Below are 22158 nucleotides of genomic sequence, written 5' to 3'. Positions count from 1 at the left end.
ATAGTGTATTTCTGCACCTCTTATGTCAGTTTTTATTCTGATATTAGAGGTGTAGTTTTTATTAGAGGTATAGTTTTGTTTTAGCTCTTTGAACCTGCCATATATTCCCTTGGTGGTCTCCCCATGATTTTGCGAAAAAATGTCACAAACGCACTATCATTAGCAAAACCGAGTTCCTGTGCAACATAGGATAACGTTTTATTCTGCGCCAATAACTCTATTGCCTTTACCAATCGCCATTGCTGCCGCCACTGTTGATAATTCATTCCTGTTTCACGCTGAAATATCCGGGTAATGGTTTTCTCACTGGCGCCAATATAAGTCGCTAATATGTGTAATGGTGACGGCAATTGATCAAATGATAAATGTGCTAAACGCCGATCAAAAGGTAACGGCAATAAAGTTGGTTCCCTACGTGCCTCGCGAATTTCATCAAAAAATAGTACTAACAAATTTGCGCCTTTTCCCTGATGCCAATCAGAGTCAAAAGAAGATATCGCTATACGCTCTAAAAGAGCCTGTAATAGTGGCGTAGCTTCTAATACTTCACTTCGCGTCGAAAGTGACTCCATTTCAAGAGATTTCAAATAATTAGAATTTAAATAAATAGAACGGTAGCCTACAGAGCCACGCATTTCTACCCGATGCCGTGTCCTGGGAGGTATCCAGGCCACCCTGGTTGGGGGTAAAACAGAGATCTGGTTTTCCAATGTGATCTTGATACAGCCCCGCTGAGTAAACAACAATTGCCCCATATCATGTTGATGAAAACCAGAATCGTGTTGCCCCATCTCTGCGGCAATCCCTATCACAGGCATATCCAGGTTATCAGGATCAAAATAATCACTTTGTTGCAGCCACACCATAATTCATTCCTTCTGATTTAATGTCCGATTAAATAAATAAATGGTCTTTATTATCATAAAGAGACAGCGACCATAATGCTAACCTTTCAAGCCATGACTTATCAGCAAAAGAAAAAAATCATGCAAACTAAACCATCACTTTGGCTCGCTATTGCCCTGATGATGTTCCCGCAGATCGTAGAAACCATCTATAGCCCTGCATTAACCAGTATTGCCGACGGATTTTCCGTCAACCCAAAGCAAGCTGCCCAAACATTATCACTCTACTTTTTTGCTTTTGCCCTTGGTATTGTTGTATGGGGACGTATGTGTGATGTCATTGGCAGACGTCTAACTATTATTGCTGGCCTATCACTCTATGGCCTCGCTTCCCTGCTGGCATTATTGACACAACAATTTTGGTTATTACTCGTTGCCCGAATGCTGTCTGCTTTCGGGGCCGCAGTTGGCTCTGTCGGCACACAAACCATTATGCGTGATATTTATCATGGGGAAGAGTTAACACGAGTCTTTTCTGTCATGGGAATTGCCTTAGCAATCAGCCCTGCCATTGGCATGCTCAGTGGTTCAACATTGAACTATTTTGCTGGCTATAGGGCAATCTTTGCTGGGTTAATTATTCTGGCGGTTACCCTGATCTGTTGGTCTCTTGCCCGATTACCAGAAACCCGACCAACTGACGTAACAAAAGTGGCTTTATTCAGCACAGTCATTATGATGCTTAAAGATATTTCAATTTGGCGAAATGCGTTTTTGATCGCATTTTTCAATATTTGTTTATTTAGCTATTACCAATTAGCGCCATTTCGTTTCCAACAATTTGGATTATCACAGAAAGTATTTGGTTATACTGGTTTGTTATTAACTTTCGGCGTTGGATTAGGTTCACTATTAAACAAATATCTATTAAAGCAACAATGGATATCAACTCAATTAGTTGCTCTTGCCTCATTAATCAGTTTATTCAGTGGGATCGGTGTATACTTGCTCGAAAATAGCGGGTTCTTTATTTTTCCAATATTAGGAATAGTTATCGCTTATGGGCTGGCGATCCCGAATATTTTAGCTTCTGCATTAACTAACTATTCAGATAGGCTAGGTACAGCGGGTGCTTTACTTGGGCTGTTTTACTATTTGCTACTGGGACTTGGTTTGGCATTGGCAGGCTGGAGTCAGGCATTAGGCAGCGTATTAATATGTTGTGGGATCGCAATGATTGTTTTATCTCTCTTTCAAGATAAAAAGCCCCACTTCCCAAAATGGAAATAAAATTCGGGGCGATATAAATTCACTAAAAAATCAAGCCGGATTAGGAATATCGATAAAAGTCACATCCAACCCATAATTATTCACCAGCCATTCACTGAGCGCTTTGATGCCATAGCGCTCTGTCGCATGGTGCCCTGCCGCAAAAAAATGCAGTCCCATTTCACGGGCAACATGGATCGTTTTTTCTGATACCTCTCCTGTCACAAAGGCATCAACACCAAACTCTGCCGCCTGTTCGATAAAACTTTGACCACCACCTGTACACCATGCCAGTGTACGGATCTCTTCGGGTGCATTATCACCACAATGCAGTATCTTTCTCTCCAGACTTTTTTCGAGACGCTCAGTCAATTCTGCCGGTGTAATAGGTTGATCAAAAGCACCATGAGGAAGAAGAGTATCAATCTCACCGATAACCTTTGCACCCATCTGACGGGCCAATTGGATATTGTTACCCAAAACAGGATGAGCATCTAACGGAAGATGATAGCCATACAGGTTGATATCATTACAAAGCAGTGTTTGCAAACGGCGACGCTTCATGCCACGGATAACCGGAGATTCATTCTTCCAAAAATATCCATGATGAACGATGACAGCATCCGCCTCAAGGCGAACGGCTTCATCCAACAGTGCCTGGCAGGCTGTCACGCCTGTAATTACTCGTTGAACATGAGGGCGGCCTTCCACCTGTAATCCATTGGGAGCGTAATCTTGAAATTCACGGATTTTCAATTCCGTATTGAGCACATGCTCCAATTCAACATTGTTCATCACATTCTCCTTGTCACTTAGCATTTTCTTCATCATAAAATACATACCTGCCATGGATTAAGTCAAAATAGATTGGTTATAAATCCAATATAAAACAAAACACCTTGCCAGCATAAACCGACAAGGTGCCAAGATACTATACCAATCTAACTTCAAGATGCGTGTGATTTCATATCGTGTTGTAACTTGAAGTTTAATGCGTATGCCTGATTAGGCTCAGTCATCATGCCATTTTAGCGATTCCGAGTCTCTAAAGTCATTTCTGAACATTCCAGCCATACTGGCTTATCACTGGTTTTTCGCCATACTTTATACAGATAGCTATAAAAACGGGCACGATCACGACGAAACAGCATAACAGGAAACGCAATGACACCCAGTGATATAGCGCCAATACGCCGCAAGAGAATCTGATGCCAAGAGTATGCACGATATATAGACATTGATACCCCCTCATGGGCTTAACCTGTAATATGCATAAAATTTTATCCGATAAAATGAAAACTTACTACTCATCCGACCACTTTTTTAGTGGTATAAATCACCTTTTTTCTCTGATTACGTAATTTAATTACAAAATCATTCTTAAACAGAAACAAAACAAACAAATTGAAAACAAAAAATTAACTCAACATAGTTTGCTACACTTGCTTTATGATGCTTTGTCGATGAATTCCACAGATCACTTATACTTTTTTTACGCTTTCAGGAACCCTTTTAATAACTTCTTTGTATGGTATTTCTATGCTGTAACTGACTATTTCGTGAAGAAATAAGCAAGGAGATACACCACCATGAATATCTTTCTGATCCTTGGCATTTTTCTGGTGATGCTATTACTGGTCTACCTAATTTATGCGTTATTGAATGCGGAGGATTTCTAAATGGCAATATCCGCTTTTTTACTGATTGCCAGTTTCCTGCTCATACTATTTCTATTGGGTAAACCGCTTGGTATCCTGATTGCCAGACTCGTCGAAGGAGAGCTACCTCACTGGCTGACCAAAACAGAAACCATCTTATGGCGTTGTTGTGGCCTGCAAAAACCGGGTAGCAATGTCAAAGAAATGAACTGGTGGCAGTATGCTCTCACCATCCTTATATTCAACATCGCCGGGCTATTACTACTGTTTACCCTGCTAATCAGCCAAGGCAACCTGCCACTGAACCCACAACATTTTGTTGGTATGAGATGGGATCTGGCACTTAATACCGCAATCAGTTTTATCACTAATACCAATTGGCAAGCTTATAGCGGAGAAAATACCCTCAGTTACCTGAGCCAAATGGCCGGATTAACTGTTCAGAATTTTCTGTCTGCGGCAACGGGAATTGCTGTGGCTTTTGCCTTAATACGGGCATTTTCCCGTCAAGGCACTAAAACAGTGGGAAATGCGTGGATAGACATTACACGTATCACAATATATCTCTTACTTCCACTTGCGATCATTGTGGCCTTATTCTTTGTCAGTCAAGGCGTTATTCAAAACTTTTCTCCCTATCTCCTCATCCACTCTCTTGAGGGGCAACAACAATGGCTTCCTATGGGTCCAGTCGCTTCCCAAGAAGCGATAAAACTTTTAGGAACTAATGGCGGAGGATTTTTTGGAGCAAACTCAGCCCATCCATTTGAAAACCCAACTTCACTGAGTAACTTTGTCCAGATCCTGGCTATTTTCTTGATCCCTTGTGCATTATGTTTCGCATTCGGTCTGGTTGTTGGCGACAACCGTCAGGGATATGCCCTGCTGTGGGCAGTGAGCATTATTTTCATTATTGCCACCAGCGTTGTGATGTATGCCGAAACCGCAGGCAATACCCAGCTCATACATCCCAATATCGGTAACCACTTTAATATGGAAGGCAAAGAAACCCGCTTTGGTATCCTTGCCTCTTCTCTCTATAGCGTTGTGACGACATCCGCTTCCTGTGGTGCCGTAAATGCAATGCATGACTCCTTTACCGCACTGGGTGGAATGATACCGCTCTGGTTGATGCAAATTGGGGAAGTCATATTCGGTGGGGCGGGTTCTGGTCTTTATGGCATATTATTGTTCGTTTTGCTGGCTGTATTTATTGCGGGCTTGATGATTGGCCGCGCACCAGAATACTTAGGCAAAAAAATTGATGTCTATGACATGAAAATGGTCGCACTGGCAATTTTAATCACGCCTTCGCTTGTCTTATTAGGCACGGCTTTGGCAATTTCAATCGACGCAGGTCGCAGCGCTATTGCAAATCCCGGCGCTCATGGTTTCACCGAAGTGCTTTATGCTTTCTCATCCGCAGCCAACAACAACGGCAGTGCTTTTGCCGGACTCAACGCCAACAGTGTCTTTTACAACCTATTGTTGAGCATCATCATGTTTCTTGGACGCTTTGGTATCATTCTGCCTGTTCTGGCAATCGCAGGTTCTATGGTGAATAAAAAACGCCAACCGATTAGCAGCGGCACCTTACCGACTCACGGCTCGCTCTTCATTGGATTATTAATTCTGGTCATTTTACTGATCGGTGCTCTTACGTTTATTCCTTCTCTGGCTCTTGGCCCTATCGCAGAACATCTACAACTTTGGCCGTGAGAATGTGAGGTAACGCATGAAAAACAAACAACAAGTATTATTCGAACCGACTTTACTTCGCCATGCACTTATCGATTCGTTTAAAAAATGTCATCCAGCTCAACAATGGCGCAATCCGGTCATGTTCGTTGTTTATATGGGAAGTTGCCTGACCACCACCTTATGGATCGGCATATTAGTGGGGCAATTAACGGGCAGCGCACTTTTTACCGGCTCTATTGCTCTCTGGTTATGGTTTACCGTACTGTTTGCCAACTTTGCAGAAGCGCTGGCTGAAGGGCGTAGCAAGGCTCAAGCATCCAGTCTGAAAGGGGTAAAAAGAACTAATTGGGCAACCAAACTGGCATCATCCAACCGTGAGGCCGCAAAAGAAAAAGTCACTTCTGACACCTTACGCAAAGGCGATATTGTACTGGTGGAAACCGGAGAAATTATTCCTTGTGATGGAGAAGTCCTTGAAGGAGGCGCTTCCGTTGATGAAAGTGCTATTACAGGAGAATCGGCGCCAGTTATCCGCGAATCCGGCGGCGATTTTTCCTCTGTCACCGGTGGTACGCGAGTTTTATCAGATTGGTTAATCGTCGAATGCACCGTCAATCCGGGAGAAACCTTTTTAGACAGGATGATCTCCATGGTTGAAGGTGCCAGGCGACGTAAAACACCCAATGAAATCGCCCTCACCATTCTGCTCACTGCGCTGACCATTATTTTTCTGTTGGTCTGTGTCAGTCTGCTGCCTTTTTCCTTGTTTAGCGTTCAGGCTAACCAATCTGGCGCGCCTATTACACTTACGGTATTGATTGCTTTACTGGTTTGCCTGATCCCCACCACCATTGGTGGATTACTGTCAGCTATTGGCGTTGCGGGTATGAGCCGAATGTTGGGAGCCAACGTTATTGCTACCAGCGGTCGAGCCGTTGAAGCCGCTGGGGATGTCGATGTTTTGCTACTCGATAAAACGGGCACTATCACGCTAGGAAATCGTCAGGCGTCCCAATTTTTACCCGCATCGGGCGTCACGGAACGGCAGTTGGCTGATGCTGCTCAACTCTCTTCTCTTGCAGATGAAACACCGGAAGGACGCAGTATTGTGATTTTAGCAAAACAACGTTTCAATATGCGTGAACGTGATCTGCGAGAATTAAACGCGACATTTGTCCCCTTCTCCGCAATGACGCGCATGAGTGGAGTCAATATTGGTAATCGCCTGATCCGCAAAGGCGCTGTCGATGCTATTCGCCGCCATATTGAAGCTAATCATAGCCATTTCCCGGATGTAATTGACCAACTGGTACAGCAAGTTGCACATAAAGGGGGAACACCGCTGGTTGTTGCTGAGAACCAGCAGGTTTTGGGCGTTGTTGCCTTAAAAGATATTGTGAAAGGCGGAATTAAAGAACGCTTCAATGAAATGCGCAAAATGGGGATCAAGACTGTCATGATCACGGGTGACAATCATCTCACCGCCGCAGCCATTGCCGCCGAAGCAGGCGTTGATGACTTTCTGGCAGAAGCCACTCCCGAAGCGAAACTTGCTCTTATCCGCCAATATCAATCCGAAGGGCGTCTGGTTGCCATGACAGGTGATGGTACAAACGATGCGCCAGCGCTGGCACAAGCAGATGTTGCCGTTGCCATGAATTCAGGCACACAGGCAGCGAAAGAGGCAGGCAATATGGTTGACCTGGATTCCAATCCCACCAAGTTGATCGAAGTTGTCCATATTGGCAAGCAGATGCTAATGACCCGCGGGGCTTTAACCACATTCAGTATTGCCAATGATATTGCTAAATATTTTGCCATCATTCCCGCCGCCTTTTCGGTCACGTATCCACAACTTAATGTGTTGAATATCATGCACCTGCATTCTCCAGAATCGGCGGTACTGTCTGCGGTTATCTTCAATGCGATAATCATCATCTTTTTACTGCCATTGGCCCTAAAAGGCGTCAGTTACCACCCAATGAATGCATTGTCACTCTTGCGCCGAAATCTATGGCTATATGGCCTTGGTGGCCTGCTTGTACCTTTTGTGGGTATCAAGCTGATTGACATATTGCTCACTGCCTTAATGTTTAACTAACGATCTTTTTACGACAGCGTATTTAAAAATCGGTGCTTCAAATAAGGTGATGAAAAATGATCTGGTTACGTTCTTCCATTGTTCTGCTGGTATTTCTTAGCTTAATCACGGGGATTGCCTATCCATTACTGGTAACAGGAATATCAGAATTTTTATTTCCCTATCAAGCTAAAGGATCGCTAATAGAGCAGAATGGCAAACTGGTTGGCTCCGAATTAATTGGTCAAAATTTTACCAAATCCACCTATTTTCATGGGCGACCTTCCATGACAGTCGAAAAGCCGTACAACCCGCTGTCATCTGGAGGCAGTAATCTTGCGGTAACCAACCCTGTATTGAGCAGAAAAATACATCAAAACATTATCCGGGTACGTTTATTTAACTATCCCGAAACCTATCCAATCCCTGTTGATTTAATCATGGCATCGGGTAGCGGGTTAGATCCCCATATATCCCCTGAAGCGGCAGAATTTCAGGCACAACGAGTGGCGATAGCCCGTCATATGCCACGTGCAGTTATCCATAAACTCATTGAGCAACACATTCAATATCCTCTGCTGGAATATATGGGGCAACCCATAGTCAATGTACTGGAACTGAATCTGGCGTTAGATAACCTGGACCAAAGAGGAAGATCAGAATATGGAACACAATGAGCCGCAGCGCCCTGATCCTGATAAATTGCTGACACGGGTAAACGAAAAACCACGCGGCAAACTAAAAATATTTTTCGGTGCTTGTGCCGGGGTCGGCAAAACGTATGCCATGCTGCAAGAAGCTCAACGGCTACTGGCGCAGGGGTTAGATGTCATTGTCGGTGTTGTTGAAACCCATGAGCGACCAGAAACCGCCGCCTTACTGAAAGGGTTACCCCGATTACCAGCGAAATATTTCCGCCATAATGAACGCCGGATAGCAGCATTTGATATTGATGCTGCCCTTGCCCGCCATCCTGCCATTATTCTGATGGATGAACTGGCATTCAGTAACCCTAAAGGTTGTCGCCATCCGAAGCGCTGGCAAGATGTCGAAGAATTATTGGAAGCTGGCATTGATGTACTGACTACCATCAATGTGCAACATTTGGAAAGTTTAAATGATGTTGTCGGCGGCATTACCGGTATTCGCGTTCGGGAAACCGTTCCTGATCATATCTTTGATCAGGCCGATGATGTTGTTCTGGTCGATCTTCCGCCTGATGATTTGCGTCAACGGCTCAATGACGGCAAGGTTTATATTTCAGGTCAGGCTGAGCGTGCCATTGAACATTTTTTTCGCAAAGGTAACCTGATTGCCCTGCGTGAATTGGCGTTGCGTCGCACGGCAGATCGTGTAGATGACCAAATGCGTGCTTTTCGTGATACTCGCGGAAAAGAACCCGTATGGCATACACAAGAGAATTTATTGCTGTGTATTGGCTACAATGGCGGTAACGAAAAACTGATTCGGAAAGCCGCTCGCCTGGCAGCAAAGCTCAACTGTACCTGGCATGCCGTTTACGTTGAAACCCCCAAACTACATCGATTGCCAGAAGGCAAACGACGTACCATTTTGCAAGCCTTAAAGCTGGCACAAGATCTGGGCGCTGAAACTGCAACACTCTCTGATTCCGATGAAGAAAAAGCCGTCCTGCGCTACGCCAGAGAACATAATCTGGGTAAAATCCTTATTGGCCGCAATTACAATTCACAGGTAAATTTCTTCGGCTTTAAATGGTATCGTGACTTTTCAGAGCGTCTGGGAAAACTCGGTCCTGATTTGGATTTGATTATCGTTGCGTTGGAAGATAAAAAAAACAGAGACAAAGAGCCAAAAGATAACCGAACATTCAATGATAAATGGCGAGTCCCGATTCAGGGCTTTTTGATGGCTATCACACTCTGTGCTCTCATTACCCTCTTTTCCCGAACTTTCTTGCTGACCCTTGATAAAGCCAACCTGGTAGCGCTCTACCTGCTCGGTGTTGTCATTATTGCGCTGTTTTATGGTCGTTGGCCATCGGTCTTTGCTGCTTTTGTCAATGTCATCAGTTTTGATCTTTTCTTTGTCCAGCCACATTGGTCATTGGAAGTCAAAAACATACAATATCTGCTCACACTGACTGTAATGCTGATTGTCGGGGCAGTTGTTGGCAACCTTACCGCAGGTATACGCTATCAAGCCAGAATAGCCCGTTATCGAGAACAACGAACACGGCACCTGTATGAAATAACTCGGACACTGAGCAAGGCTCTGAACGAAGAAGACGTAGCGCGTATTAGCTATCACTTTCTATCCAACAGCTTTCAGGCAAAAACAGGCCTGCTGCTGCCAGATGGCAACCAGCATTTATATCAAGTGAAATCCACTAATGGTGGTCAGATGCAGGTCGATGAAGCAATCGCCAAATGGTGTTTTGAGAAAAAACAACCTGCCGGAGCGGGTACTGATACATTACCGGGTGTCCCTTATCAATTATTGCCTATCGCTACGCCCTCACAGGTTTTTGCCATACTTGCTATTGAATCCCCTAACCAGCGCCAGTTACTAGTACCGGAACAACAGCGGCTATTACAAATCTTCACGGGACTTATTGCCAATGCGCTGGAACGCTTGCACCTGACCCGCAGCGCAGAATCTGCCAGGTTAGAAACTGAGCGGGAGCAACTGCGTAATTCATTGCTGGCGGCACTATCTCACGACTTACTTACTCCGTTGACTGTACTATTCGGGCAGGCTGAAATACTGATGTTGGATTTATCGACAGAAAATTCGCCCCATACCCAACAAGTTAATCAAATTCGCCAGCAAATTCTCAGCCTTTCACGACTGGTCAATAACCTGCTTGATATGGCACGACTGCAATCAGGTGGCATTCAGCTTAACCTTGAATGGTGTCCACTGGAAGAAATTGTCGGCAGTGCCTTGCGCTCTTTGGAACATACCCTCAATCGCTATACTGTAGCACTTTCTTTACCCAACAATTTATTGCTACATTGTGATGCCGCCTTACTGGAACGAGTTTTTATCAATCTGCTGGAAAATACCATTAAATACACCAGTGAACAGACTCCTTTAGGCATACAAGCCACAATCGAGGAAAAAACTGCTCAAAAACAGGTGCATATTGAAATCTGGGATGCAGGCACAGGAATTCCACCAGAACAAGAAAAACTGATTTTTGATAAATTCTCACGCGCCAGTAAAGAATCAGCAATACCTAGTGTCGGGCTAGGTCTGGCGATCTGCCAATCCATTATTGAAATCCACGGTGGGAAGATATGGGCAGCTAATAATAAAAAAGGGGGAACCAGTTTTCATTTTCTGCTGCCGTTGCAAAACCCACCAGATTTACATGGGGCATCAGCGACAAAAACCTGAAACCGCTTCAACCCCTAACCATCTGGCATTAAGAATAATCAAATATTTCTTAATTTCGTTATTTCCTGTGAACAGGCAAACCTGTGCCACGAATTCCTTCTTGTGGCAGAACCAACACGGCTGCTGACCATGCAGGCATGGTTATCTCGCCATTTTCTGTGATTCGTATTCCCGCAGCCAAAGACGCTTCGCCTAATTCACGTTGAATATCATTTAATCTCAGCCCCTCGACATTAAGATCTTTAACAGTCACAGTCCAGGGTGCAGCATTAATGACGACGACCAAACCATCAAACCGCCAATCACGATCACCCGATGTCATATTGCCATCATCAATCGTCATAACCAGTAAACCAGGTTGTTGGTGAGGACCAACATTAACAAAATCAACACGCTGTCTGACAGCCGCACCGTCGCCAAGTGTCATCAGCGGTGAAAATTGACGTAATCTCAGTAGTTCCTGATAAAACGCCATCATCTGTAATAATTCATTTTCGCCTGGTTTTTCCACCTGATTTTTCACCCGATCAATCAGTAGATAATTTTTGCCGTCATTACTACGTTCAGGTAACCCTACATCATAATTATTGTCTTTATAGTCATAACTAACACGATTAAACCAATCACCCGCATTATAAGAATCACGGGTAAACGATTTTGAACGCAATAACTCTGACCCTTGTTGATCAAAAGCCAGGCTTTGCCCAAGGAATACGGTTGCAAGAGAGATCGCCTGCATCCGAACTCTCGTCATCAAATCTGCCCCTTGGGCTGCTTTATAACTAATCATGTCCCACAATGTTTGATTATCGTGCTTAGATACATAATTCAGCACTTCAATGGGATCTAATGCATAACCCGCAGCGGTGCCCTTATAATCAATTTCCCTGCCTGTTTTTACCTCTCCATCTTTATCGATCATGATGAACTCTGCCAAATTGCCCGCCATGCCAAGACGCACCAGATCCCATAAATGACGAGCCTTATCTGCATCTAAGCTAGAAATTTCGTTCGGCAATATTTCAGCACCATTGCCTACTCCCTGATTATTGCGAATACTGTCGGCAACATCAAAAGGCCCGCCGCCACGTACTGCATCTCGTAATCGGTCAGAGAAAGTCCCAATACCACTCCCCTTAAGATTAACTTGTGATGCGGTTTCAAATCGATCATCCTGTCCAGAATTCCAGCCCTCTCCAAAAAAGTAGATCGATGGGTTAATCGCTCGTACTTTTTCCACTGCCGATATAATTTGCGCTTTGGGGTGATAACCCATTAAATCGAATCGAAATGCATCTATCTTATAATCTTTAACCCAGGTTACCAGCGAGTCTTCAATCAGTTTGGCAAACATACGATGTTCAGGCGCAGTGTCAGCACAACAGGTATTATTTTCTACATTGCCTGTTATTTCATCTAAACGGTGGTAATACCAAGGCACGATCTTATCCAATACCGACGTTCGGGACGCAGGGCCCGCCGCATCGGTATGGTTGTAGGCAACATCCATGATCACATTCATGCCCAATTGCTGTTTGATAGCCTGTATCATGGAACGAAACTCTTTTATACGACCGGAACCTTCCGGATCAGTGGCATAAGAGCCTTCCGGTACTGAATAGTGAAACGGATCGTAGCCCCAGTTATAGGAATCCGTCTTTGCCACCATCGTATTTAATTCTTGTACCTGCGGATTATTGATATTGTCATCACGCCGCAATTGCTGCAAAACCTCCCGTATGGTCAATAAGCTATGACAATAACCCGCAAAACGGCTATTTTTCACCATTGGATTGACTTGACACAGACGTTTAAAAGAGTGATCAAGATCAGCCACCTGATGGTTAAATTCATTAACGGAGGCAATGTCAAACACCGGTAATAACTCCATATGTGTCATTCCCGCCTGACTCAACGCTTCAAGATGCTTGAACATATCGCTATTCTTGGCGGTTAGTGCCAGATATTTACCACGCCAGACTGTTGGTATCGTGCTATCTGCAACGGAAAGATCGCGGATATGCGCTTCATAGATGGTCATACGGGCAATATCCGCTGGTGTATTTTGCGGATGGGGAGCCAGCAGGTTATCCCAATTTTGTGGTTTTAGGGATGCATCATCCAAATTAACGACCTGGCTATATTCCGAATTCGTAGACAGGCTATAAGAATAGGGATCGGTCACTTCATAACGTTCCACATTGCGGGAATCTGGGTGGTAGACCTTTAAAGCATAGCGATAGTAAGCACCAATCCATTTCTTGTTGCCTTGCCATGACCAGGAACCACTTGCGGCATCGCGCTGCATTAAATGATTAGCGACAATCTGTTTATCTTGATTATAAATAATCAGACTGACTTCTTGGGCAGTCGGTGCCCACAAGCGGAAAATCACGCCTTTTTCGTTTATCTGCGCCCCATACTCCAGTTTATCCGCAGCATCGGCGAAACGCTCATCCAACACACCCGCCGTTTGTACTTGAGTTGCCGATAGTAGCAAACCTTGTTCATTAGCAGCCAAAGCCACCAAATCGCCAGTCAGAAGAAGATCAATATCCGTTCCTTCCGGTAGACGGAACGCCGCCCATTTTGCCAGATGAGGAAACTTCCTTGCCGTCTCTTGGCTTACGTTCGTCGGTGTTAACGTCAGATAGTTATCGGTAAAATAACCTTGCTCATTAGCTTCTACCTTATTGTTGTGATTATAATATAGGCGAACAATAGGCTGGCCTGCTCCACCTGACCATAATAATGTTTGTCGATCAACCCAATGTGCGGAGGCCTGAGAAATTTCTGGCTCAGAATGACAACGATAGATTTGTTCACTGCCGAATATTTGCTTCAAACTATATGTCATCAGTTCCTCCTGGGTTTTGAACGAATGATTTTTATTTGGGATATAACGCTGTTGTGCGCAACTTGAAAGTAATAAAACAAATAGGCTGCTCAATACAATAAGATAAACCTTTCTCCAAAAGACAGATTTCATAGCAAAACCTTTTTAATAGAAAGATCACATCAACTCTATTCTTAATAAAAATGAAAATAATGATTAAACATTGTATTAGATAAGTTCACCTCATCCTTTATTAATAAATATCAGGAGTAGGATAAAGGATGAGCTATCTTCTGTGATATTAATTAATTGTGCTTTCACATAATTAAAAGTTGCGGCAATTTGAAAAATAAAGCGTATAAATATTTTTAGCATTTCAGTGGAATTATGCATATTCAGATCAACAAAATTAGCCTATGATGCATTCCTCTGATACAACACATTAATATCAAACACAGGGTTAATTGAATATGAGTACATGGCTGATTTATGCCTTACTCTCCGCGCTAACGGCAGCGCTGGTCGCTATCTTTGGAAAAATTGGGTTGCAAAATTTGGATGCCAATACAGCAACCGCCATTCGTGCTGTTATTATGGCACTGTTTTTGGTAGGCGTTGTCGTTGTACAGGGAAAATTGAATCTTATCGGCGAAATTCTCGCCAATCGCAAGGCACTTCTGTTTATTCTATTAAGTGGTATTGCCGGAGCACTCTCCTGGCTATTCTATTTTCTGGCGATCAAACATGGCAACGTTTCCCAAGTTGCTCCTGTCGATAAATTGAGCGTGGTATTTGCTGTCATTCTGGCGGTAATTCTATTTGGCGAGAAAATTTCTCTGGTGACTTCTGCTGGTATCGTGCTAATTACCCTAGGCGCTTTGATGGTCGCTTTGGGATAAAAACAAAGAAGCCGCAGCAATCGCTACGGCTTGTATTTTTAACCCGCAGAAAATACCTGATTGACGATTTCCAGGGCTTCTTGTTCAATTTTTTCACGATGCTCCACACCAAGGAAGCTTTCGCAATAGATTTTATAGGCCTCTTCCGTACCAGAAGGACGGGCGGCAAACCAACCATTATCACTCATCACCTTCAAGCCACCAATGGAAGCACCATTCCCCGATGCGGTGGTCAAACGAGCGGTAATCGGATCACCTGCCAATATATCGGCCTTAACCATTTCCGGTGATAATTTGGACAATAATGCTTTTTGCTGATGAGTCGCCGGAGCCTGAATACGGCTATAGCTTGGTGTACCAAATTTAGCAGCCAGTTTGTCGTAACGTTGCTGTGGGTTCTCACCGGTAATTGCCGTCATTTCAGCCGCCAACAAGCACAGAATAATGCCATCTTTATCAGTTGACCACGGAGTGCCATCAAAGCGCAGGAAAGATGCCCCGGCACTTTCTTCTCCACCAAAGCCTAATTCGCCTTTATATAATCCATCCACAAACCATTTAAAACCGACAGGAACTTCTACTAATTCACGCCCCAGATCAGTTACAACACGATCAATCATCGCGCTGGAAACCAGAGTCTTGCCCACCGCAATATTTTTCGGCCATTGTGGGCGATGGCGGAATAGGTAATCGACAGCCGTTGCTAAATAATGGTTAGGATTCATTAAGCCAGTCGGCGTAATAATCCCATGACGGTCATAGTCAGGATCATTGGCAAAGGCTAAATCAAATTTACCACGCAGCTCCAGTAACCCCGCCATTGCCCAACGGGACGAACAGTCCATACGGATCACTCCGTCATGATCCAGTGTCATAAAACGGAATGTCTGATCGACCTTATCATTAACCAGTGTCAGATCGAGATTGTAATATTCCCCAATTCGCTGCCAATAGGCAATCCCAGAACCGCCCAGTGGATCAATACCAATCTTTAAGCCTGCCTGCTGGATAGCCACCATATCTACAACTTCACCCAGAGCAGTGACATAAGGATCGATCAAATCTTGAGGATGCAGATATTCACTTTTTAATGCCTGTTCATAAGGCAGGCGTTTGATCCCATTGAGACCAGAAGCCAGTAATTCATTCGCACGCTGTTCAATAATTGCCGTCAAATCAGTATCGGCTGGCCCGCCGTTAGGTGGATTATATTTAATACCACCGTCTTCTGGCGGGTTATGAGATGGCGTGATCACGATACCATCAGCCAAACTTTTTCCCTGACGGTTATGGCATAAGATGGCATGAGAAATGGCAGGAGTCGGTGTAAACCCGTTATTTTCCTGCACAATGACATCCACTCCATTCGCCGTTAACACCTCCAATACGGAGATAAATGCTGCTTCTGAAAGCGCATGGGTATCTTTACCCACATAACATGGCCCAGTAATCCCATGTTGCGAACGCACTTCTATAATGGCCTGAGAAATAGCCAGAATATGTGTTTCGTTAAAACTATTGCGGCCAGAACTGCCACGATGGCCGGAAGTACCAAACTTGACCTTATGGGCTGGATTTTCAGAATGGGGTTGTAAGGTGTAATACTGTGAAGTGAGCTGAGCAATATTGATTAAATCATGCTGCTGGGCGAGCTGCCCAGCTCTTGGATGAATGGCCACTTTATTATTTCTCCTGGGAGACCGCACTGGCTTACCGCCAGCGCAGTACTAATAAACTAATCGATTGTATTAGTAGTAGAATTAAATAGTACCACACACTTTTTCAATCAAATTTGCCGGAAACTTCATATCCTGCATGATATGTTCGATCATGCTGCGTTTACGGTCAGTGTTGGTATTGGTGATCACCCAAAAAGGCGTACCAGGAACATGACGTGGCTTCGTTTGCTTACCACTAGCCAATAACGTGTGCTCATCACCGGCGAAATAAGTACGGGTACGGCCATGCATCGTTTCTGTTGCTTTAGAAAAATTCTCGCTGTTCAGGCTATACAGGGTAGACAAAACCAACATAAAGCGTTCAACAGATTTTTTCTTTTCAGCATACTCATCCGAAAGCAATAATTCACGAACAACGCGAACAGCATCACGGGAGCGGGTAACTGGAGTTTTAACAACGGGTGCAGGGTCGTTGGCAGGCTCTGTAATTTGTACTGGCTGCCCGGCGTCTAACTTCAATATGCGCCGTAAAATATCAGATGCACTTTCACCGATATGCAGAGTTTGGCTTGCAATAAAGCGGTAAAGTTCTTCATCAACTTCTATCGTTTTCATTTCTATCCAGTACTGTTCTTTATGAAAAAATTATCCTGAGATTATAAGATATAATGCCACAAAACAAAACAATTAAACTTTCAATAACTTAAAGTGATTCTTTTAAAAATAGAGAATCTTTAGGAAAGCAACTTTCCTTTAAAATAAATCAATTAGTTACAACTATTTCATCCTATTGAGTTTGTCACAGCTCACATATCATGATATTAAGCATCTCAATATTAAACATGATATATACCAATCTAACTTCAAGATGCATGTGATCCCTCCCCGCAAAGCGGGGAGGGATCACATTTCATATAGTGTTGTAAATTGCAACTTGAAGTTCAATGCGTATAAATGGTATTAAATTCAGGCAAATCATGAAGTCAAATTGTCAATTAAATTATCATCTTCACACTGTAGAAAATCTGCAATCTTCAACTCCCATTGTCTTGATTCATGGGCTTTTTGGCGATTTAAACAATTTGGGCGTATTGGGGCGAGATCTACAGCAACATTATCCGGTGATTCAAATTGATGTACGTAACCACGGTATTTCATCCCGTATGGAAAATATGAATTATCACGATATGGCACAGGATGTCCTGACACTACTTGATGAACTAACCATGCCCAAAGCCATTATTATTGGGCATTCCATGGGTGGCAAAATCGCCATGACCATGACGGCTATTGCGCCAGAACGGATTGAAAAAATCGTGGTGATTGATATGGCTCCCGTCGCTTATCCGGTTCGCCGTCATGACAGCATTTTCACAGCACTGAACAAAGTCATGGCAGCCGGTGTACAAACCCGGCAAGCAGCGGCAGATATTATGCGTCAGGATATTCGGGAAGAGGGCGTTATTCCGTTTTTACTGAAATCATTCCATCAAGGGGAATGGAAATTCAACCTGCCCGTTTTGCAAAAAGAGTACGAAAAGATTATCGGTTGGGAAACTATTCCGGCATGGCACGAACCCGCCCTGTTTATCCGTGGTGGAAATTCAGATTACATTATAGAAGAATATCGAGAAGATATTATCAGCCAATTTCCACAAGCAACAGCATGGGTTGTAGCAGGATGCGGGCATTGGGTGCATGCAGAAAAACCAGAAGCTGTACTCAGGGCAATTCATCGCTTTTTAGATACAAAATAATTACGATATCAACCCATCGTAATATGGGTTGATAAAAAAAATAACCAATATAAAAATAATTATATCTAATTCATTACTGTCACCTTAATATACAACAAAGAAAAAAATCAATCATTATTACACCAATATTAAATAATGTATTCTACAAGCAAATAAAATATCTTGACTTTAATTAAGGACAAAATTATGAAAGATAACATCTTATATAATCCTATTGCACATCTTTACGAAGAATTTTCAGACTCTAGCGCTCAAATAAAAATAGTCACTCGTACCCTCCTCAATTTGGCAGGGGATGTAAAAGGAAAATCGATGTTAGATTTAGGATGTGGATATGGCCTATTTAGTCGGGAATTCAGAAATCGCGGCGCTGCAAAAGTTATTGGTGTTGATATATCAGAGAAGATGATAGAAATTGCTAAAAACAAATCGCAACAATGTGACGATGGTATAGAATACTATATCAGAGATGTCAGCAAAATGGAGTCATTTGGTAAATTTGACCTGATAGTTGCTGCCTGGTTATTTTGCCATGCAGAAACACTTGAACAACTTGAAAGTATGTTTCGTGTCATTGCAGATCATCTTAAACCTTCCGGTAAACTCATCGCTTATACATTTGAACCCGATTATCGTTTAGAAAAAGGGAACTATGAAAATTATTGCATAAAGGTTCTAAGTGAAGAACCTGTGAAAGATACAACTCTTGTGAGGGCTGAATTCCTTACTACCCCACCCAGCCCTTTTACTATGCATCGTTGGAGCCGTGAACAATATAAGGATGCAATCACTAAGGCAGGGTTAAAATTTGAATGGCATAAGCCCATGCTATTGGAAAGTGATATTGAGAGTTATCCACCAGGGTTTTGGGATGATTTCCAAAGAAATTGCATTGATGCAGCCCTTGTTTGTCAACTTTAACAAAATAATCCCTCGTAATTTTATTACGGGGGATTGTTTATTATGGAGTTTTCATTAAACCCTGATGCATTTTTTCATTGTTGTTATTTAATGACTATCCCCCCTAAAAACATTCACTAAAAAAAACTTAATTTCATAGCATAACCTTTTCGTAAAAATAACCTCACTCATTATCCCTCATTAATAAAAATGATGATAACAAGATACTTTCGTATAAGATTTTTTATGATTGTAGAATAAGAATTTTCTGATTAATAATATAAATGAAACAATAAAGTGGTTTATATTTTTTTGATTTTAATATTAAATTATAAATGAGATATATATGAACATTTTAAATAATAACACAGCAATTTCTAACTACACATCAGCAGCGTTACATTTACTTAATCAAACAATGGGGTATTCTTATCAAGCGGCGCTTCGTGCTGCCGCAGTTCTGGGTGTCGCCGATCATTTGAGCAATGGGCCAAAAACAGTGCATGAACTTGCCAAAACTGTCGGAGCCCAAGAGCAACAACTACACCGAGTTCTCCGGTTGCTCGCCACACGAAATATCTTTCGTGAAACCGAAGAAAATCGGTTCTCACTAACACCCGCCGCAGAGTTCCTGCGCAAAGACACACACCACTCCCTCCAGGCAGCAGTATTGATGCTGACTGACAGGACCTTTTGGCAACCTCTTGGTGAGATTGTAGAAAGTGTCCGCGGCAATCCCGCCTTCAAACACCTCTACGGACTTCCTTTCTTTGATTATTGGGCGCAGAAGGACACACAAGCTGAGGATTTTCATGCCGGTATGTCCTCAATGTCTAAAGTGGAAAATCTGTTTCTCGTAAACAGTTATGACTTCCCGAAAAACGCGACAGTTGTCGACATCGCTGGCGGATTTGGTGGCCTGTTATTAGGCGTATTACAGGCTAATACCACTCTGCGAGGGATCCTTTTCGACCAACCACACGTACTGGCCAGACATCAACTTAACGCGCTAGGTGACGATACGCGTTGGGAGGTTTCTTCTGGCGACTTTTTCGAGTCATGTCCTCAGGGCGATATCTATCTGCTCAAGTACATTATGCACGACTGGCCTGATGAACAATGTATACGCATCCTACGTAACTGCCGACAAGCAATGTCCCCTGACGGCCGAGTGCTGATAATGGACCCCGTAATCCCTAGTGGCAACGTTTCGCACGCAGGTAAGGAAATGGATCTCCTCTGCATGGGGATCTACGAAGGGGGACGCGAACGCACAGAGGATGAGCTACGACAATTACTGGCTAACGCAGATTTGAAACTTAATCGCGTCATTGATACAGGCTGTTATATTTCGATTGTCGAAGCCATTGCAGAATGAATGCCTTCACTTAAGTCAGCCGGATAAAACGTCCTTAATTTCAATATAGTTAAAATATAGGAAATAATGATGTCTTTTCAAAAAAGAAGTCTTGCGATTGTCGGAGGCGGGGCTGCGGGCGTGGCAACATTCATCGCAGCAGTGCAACATCGTGTGGCACAAACCATTTATATTATTGAGCCTGGGGCCGTTGGCCCCGGTATGGCCTTTTTCAATTTGGATGGTGATATCCTCTGCAATACCTCAGTTGATACCATGTCCGTCGAGGCAGATAACCCTCTGGATTTTCTGGATTATCTGCATAAACGTGGGCATACCGTTACACCGGAATCTTTCGTACCGCGCCAATGGGTAGGAAACTATCTGAATGAAAAGTTTCTGGAATTTAACACTATCGCTCTCAAGACCGGAATCGATGTTTTCCATATCCCCTATGTATTTAAGGGGTTAAAAATCAATTCACATCGTTGTTATACGCTCTGGTACGGTGATACCTTGTCACCTCAATCGCTGGAAGTGACCGATGTCATTTTCTGTACAGGCTTTGGCTCTTCTCGGATCCCTGAGGTATTGAAATCCCACTTAACTCACCCAACTTTTATTCACTGCCCCTATCCAGAACAGGATATGTTAGCCAAAATACCCTCACAATCGCGGGTATTGGTTATCGGCAGTAAACTTTCAGCCATCGATGCAGCTATTCTTCTCTGCCGTGAAGGGCATCGCGTCACCATGACGTCGCCATCAGGAGATATTCCCGCTGTTCGTTCACGGTTTATGCGAAGCCCTGGAACCTTCTTTGAGCATGAAAACATAATGTCGATAATGACCCGTAAGGGGAATCGATCGAACCATTTTTTTCCTGACTCATTGAAACAGGCATATCTAAAATATTTCTACCGCGCACTCAACAAATACACCAAAATACCCTGGCGAGAACAGTTTTCTAATGCCAATAGTTATCGGGAACGTCTGCGTGAAGAAATAGCTATTGCCGAGCAAGGAAAGAGTCAATGGCAGGATATGATAGTCAACTTCATGGATGTCATTAATGAAGTGCATTTAAATGATAAAACCCATTTCGACGGTTCATTTCATCCCAACGTCGAAAAAATGCTTCATCGATATATCACCGCCATTGCTTTACCCAATGCACGAAAGCTTCTGCACTATATGGATGAGGGTTCTCTGAACATCCAGCAAGGAGAAATTCTAGATGCTGTTATAGAGGAAGGAGAGGCTAATACCTGGTTAGTCAACTTAGGGCAGGATTATCAACCGTTTGATGCTGTTGTCACTGCTGTTGGTTATCACCAACCTGACTTTGTCATTGACGAGGATGGGAAACTTGAGATTGACACTCACGGCCAGCGTTCAGAACGCGCCATATCGATCTCGCCAGAAATGGTCGCCATCCACCCTGACCTTAAAGAAAAGGAAAGTATTTGGTTTGTCGGAACGCCCGCGCATAAGCGGTTATGGGTGCCCAATGCCCTCGTCGTGGTAGCGAATATTGCGACCAGGGTGATTAAGAATATGTTACAAATAGATGTTCAGGCCCCAACTGCTGTAGGTAACCACGAAAAAGAGCTAGAAATCAGCACATAATTTTAACCCGTTCGTCTGACATGGATTTTCCTTAAGGTTTTAATACCGAAGAGGAAGATCCATGTTAAGCATGGTTCTCTTGCAAGCAATCATAGATGGATAAAATAAATCCCAATAACACATTAATTGAAAAATGGCCCACACTCATGCATGGGCCATTTTGTTAA

Annotated in this window: 17 protein-coding genes; 11 read left to right on the top strand and 6 right to left on the bottom strand. The window is 43.4% G+C overall.

Annotated elements, in window-relative coordinates; all coding sequences use genetic code 11:
- Positions 1-80: 80 nt before the first annotated feature.
- Positions 81-866 carry a helix-turn-helix transcriptional regulator gene (locus IQ209_RS03320; protein WP_193848975.1) on the bottom strand — a complete coding sequence of 262 codons (786 nt, stop codon included), beginning with the start codon at positions 864-866 and terminating at the stop codon, positions 81-83.
- Positions 867-986: 120 nt separating this feature from the next.
- On the opposite strand from IQ209_RS03320, the gene IQ209_RS03315 reads away from it, so the two are divergent.
- Positions 987-2135, top strand: a complete 1149-nt coding sequence (locus IQ209_RS03315; protein ID WP_193849068.1) for an MFS transporter — start codon at positions 987-989, stop codon at positions 2133-2135.
- Between the two features lie 30 nt (positions 2136-2165).
- On the opposite strand, the gene IQ209_RS03310 is transcribed toward IQ209_RS03315, so the two are convergent.
- Both IQ209_RS03310 and IQ209_RS03305 read right to left on the bottom strand, forming a co-directional pair.
- Entirely contained in the window at positions 2166-2909 is a 744-nt protein-coding gene (locus tag IQ209_RS03310; protein ID WP_193848973.1) for a type 2 GTP cyclohydrolase I, read from the bottom strand.
- A 233-nt stretch (positions 2910-3142) separates the two neighbouring features.
- Positions 3143-3352 carry a YbfA family protein gene (locus IQ209_RS03305; RefSeq protein ID WP_193848971.1) on the bottom strand — a complete coding sequence of 70 codons (210 nt, stop codon included), beginning with the start codon at positions 3350-3352 and terminating at the stop codon, positions 3143-3145.
- 351 nt (positions 3353-3703) lie between these two features.
- Here IQ209_RS03305 and kdpF point away from each other — a divergent pair, with 351 nt between their 5' ends.
- From kdpF to kdpD, 5 genes are read left to right on the top strand one after another with little or no spacing between them, the layout of a single operon-like run.
- Positions 3704-3793 (top strand): K(+)-transporting ATPase subunit F, encoded by a 90-nt coding sequence (gene kdpF / locus IQ209_RS03300; protein WP_193848969.1) that lies wholly within the window; start codon positions 3704-3706, stop codon positions 3791-3793.
- Positions 3794-5491 (top strand): potassium-transporting ATPase subunit KdpA, encoded by a 1698-nt coding sequence (kdpA, locus tag IQ209_RS03295; RefSeq protein ID WP_193848967.1) that lies wholly within the window; start codon positions 3794-3796, stop codon positions 5489-5491.
- 16 nt (positions 5492-5507) lie between these two features.
- Positions 5508-7574 (top strand): potassium-transporting ATPase subunit KdpB, encoded by a 2067-nt coding sequence (kdpB, locus tag IQ209_RS03290; protein WP_193848965.1) that lies wholly within the window; start codon positions 5508-5510, stop codon positions 7572-7574.
- Between the two features lie 56 nt (positions 7575-7630).
- Positions 7631-8230: a potassium-transporting ATPase subunit KdpC gene (gene kdpC, locus IQ209_RS03285; protein ID WP_193848963.1), complete on the top strand. Its 600-nt coding sequence runs from the start codon at positions 7631-7633 to the stop codon at positions 8228-8230.
- Positions 8217-10934 (top strand): two-component system sensor histidine kinase KdpD, encoded by a 2718-nt coding sequence (gene kdpD / locus IQ209_RS03280; protein ID WP_193848960.1) that lies wholly within the window; start codon positions 8217-8219, stop codon positions 10932-10934. The genes kdpC and kdpD overlap by 14 nt, the downstream gene beginning before the upstream one ends.
- A 58-nt stretch (positions 10935-10992) precedes the next feature.
- On the opposite strand, the gene pulA is transcribed toward kdpD, so the two are convergent.
- A complete protein-coding gene (gene pulA, locus IQ209_RS03275; protein WP_228005694.1) occupies positions 10993-13791 on the bottom strand; it encodes a pullulanase-type alpha-1,6-glucosidase in 2799 nt (932 codons plus the stop codon).
- 449 nt (positions 13792-14240) lie between these two features.
- Here pulA and IQ209_RS03270 point away from each other — a divergent pair, with 449 nt between their 5' ends.
- Positions 14241-14669, top strand: a complete 429-nt coding sequence (locus IQ209_RS03270) for an EamA family transporter (protein WP_193848956.1) — start codon at positions 14241-14243, stop codon at positions 14667-14669.
- Positions 14670-14707: 38 nt separating this feature from the next.
- Here the strand turns inward: IQ209_RS03270 and pgm are convergent, their stop codons facing one another.
- Together pgm and seqA are read right to left on the bottom strand one after the other, a co-directional pair.
- Entirely contained in the window at positions 14708-16348 is a 1641-nt protein-coding gene (pgm, locus tag IQ209_RS03265; RefSeq protein ID WP_193848954.1) for a phosphoglucomutase (alpha-D-glucose-1,6-bisphosphate-dependent), read from the bottom strand.
- Positions 16349-16429: 81 nt separating this feature from the next.
- The gene (seqA, locus tag IQ209_RS03260; protein ID WP_193848952.1) at positions 16430-16963 is read right to left on the bottom strand and encodes a replication initiation negative regulator SeqA; all 534 of its coding nucleotides are present in this window, start codon (positions 16961-16963) and stop codon (positions 16430-16432) included.
- A 362-nt stretch (positions 16964-17325) separates the two neighbouring features.
- Between seqA and ybfF the strand changes: the two genes are divergently transcribed.
- The 4 genes from ybfF (at position 17326) to IQ209_RS03240 (ending at position 21991) form a co-directional block, all read left to right on the top strand.
- The gene (gene ybfF, locus IQ209_RS03255) at positions 17326-18105 is read left to right on the top strand and encodes an esterase (RefSeq protein WP_193848950.1); all 780 of its coding nucleotides are present in this window, start codon (positions 17326-17328) and stop codon (positions 18103-18105) included.
- 186 nt (positions 18106-18291) lie between these two features.
- Positions 18292-19026 (top strand): class I SAM-dependent methyltransferase, encoded by a 735-nt coding sequence (locus IQ209_RS03250; RefSeq protein ID WP_193848948.1) that lies wholly within the window; start codon positions 18292-18294, stop codon positions 19024-19026.
- 397 nt (positions 19027-19423) lie between these two features.
- The gene (locus tag IQ209_RS03245) at positions 19424-20383 is read left to right on the top strand and encodes a methyltransferase (RefSeq protein WP_193849066.1); all 960 of its coding nucleotides are present in this window, start codon (positions 19424-19426) and stop codon (positions 20381-20383) included.
- Positions 20384-20452: 69 nt separating this feature from the next.
- A complete protein-coding gene (locus IQ209_RS03240; protein ID WP_193848946.1) occupies positions 20453-21991 on the top strand; it encodes an FAD/NAD(P)-binding protein in 1539 nt (512 codons plus the stop codon).
- The last annotated feature ends 167 nt before the right edge of the window (positions 21992-22158 follow it).

The organism is Xenorhabdus sp. BG5 (genome assembly GCF_015163665.1).
In the GTDB taxonomy this organism is placed as follows: domain Bacteria; phylum Pseudomonadota; class Gammaproteobacteria; order Enterobacterales; family Enterobacteriaceae; genus Xenorhabdus.
This window is presented reverse-complemented; position numbering and strand designations above follow the sequence as displayed.